Below are 850 nucleotides of genomic sequence, written 5' to 3'. Positions count from 1 at the left end.
GTCAGGACCCATTAATCGGGTTGCGACCACCTTGCCGGCGTGTTTCACGCCCCCAACTGATGGGTGCATGATGAGCAATCTTTTTTGGCTGAGCGACGAGCAGATGGCGCGGCTACGGCCATTCTTTCCAAAGAGCCATGGCAAGCCGAGGGTCAATGATCAGCGGGTGTTGAGCGGGATAATCTTCATCAATCCTGATGGCTTGCGTTGGTCCGATGCGCCGCCGGAATATGGTCCACCGAAGACCGTCTACAACCGATGGAAGCGCCGGAGCGACATGGGTGTTTTCGTCCGGATGATGGAGGGACTTGCTTCCGAAGCCGCCGACCGGAAGACAGTGATGATCGACGCTACCTATCTCAAGACGCACCGTACAGCTTCAAGCCTGCGGTTGAAAAAGGGGGGCGTGGCAGGCTGATTGGGCGAACGAAGGGTGGCATGAACACCAAGTTGTATGCCGTCACGAACGCGAACGGCCGCCCGATCAAGTTCTTCATGACAGCTGGTCAGGTCAGCGACTACACCGCCGCGGCGGCCCTGCTGAGCAATCTGCCCGAGGCCGAATGGCTATTGGCCGATCGGGGCTATGACGCCGACTGGTATCGTGATGCCTTGCAGGACCAAGGCATCACGCCCTGCATTCCTGGCCGGAAGTCCCAAGGCAAGCCCGTCCAATACGACAAATGCCGCTACAAGCGGCGCAATCGTATCGAGATCATGTTCGGCAGGCTCAAGGACTGGCGCCGCGTTGCGACCCGCTACGAAAGGTGCCCGAAGGTCTTTCTGTCCGCCATCGCTCTCGCCGCAACTGTCATTTTCTAGCTTTGAAAATTAACGAGGCTGGAGCCTA

General features: G+C 58.2%; 1 protein-coding gene. It reads left to right on the top strand.

The window, feature by feature from the left end:
* The first annotated feature begins 70 nt into the window (after nucleotides 1-70).
* Nucleotides 71-822 (top strand): IS5 family transposase gene (locus FHD67_RS20220; RefSeq protein WP_139599863.1). Its coding sequence is split into 2 segments (ribosomal slippage): nucleotides 71-392 and nucleotides 392-822, totalling 753 coding nucleotides; the frame shifts between segments, so codons are not numbered across the junction.
* Nucleotides 823-850: the final 28 nt, after the last annotated feature.

Source organism: Paracoccus haeundaensis, assembly GCF_006239215.1.
Lineage (GTDB): Bacteria > Pseudomonadota > Alphaproteobacteria > Rhodobacterales > Rhodobacteraceae > Paracoccus > Paracoccus marcusii.
The sequence above is the reverse complement of the archived record's forward strand: the minus strand, read 5'-3'. Positions and strand labels throughout refer to the sequence as shown.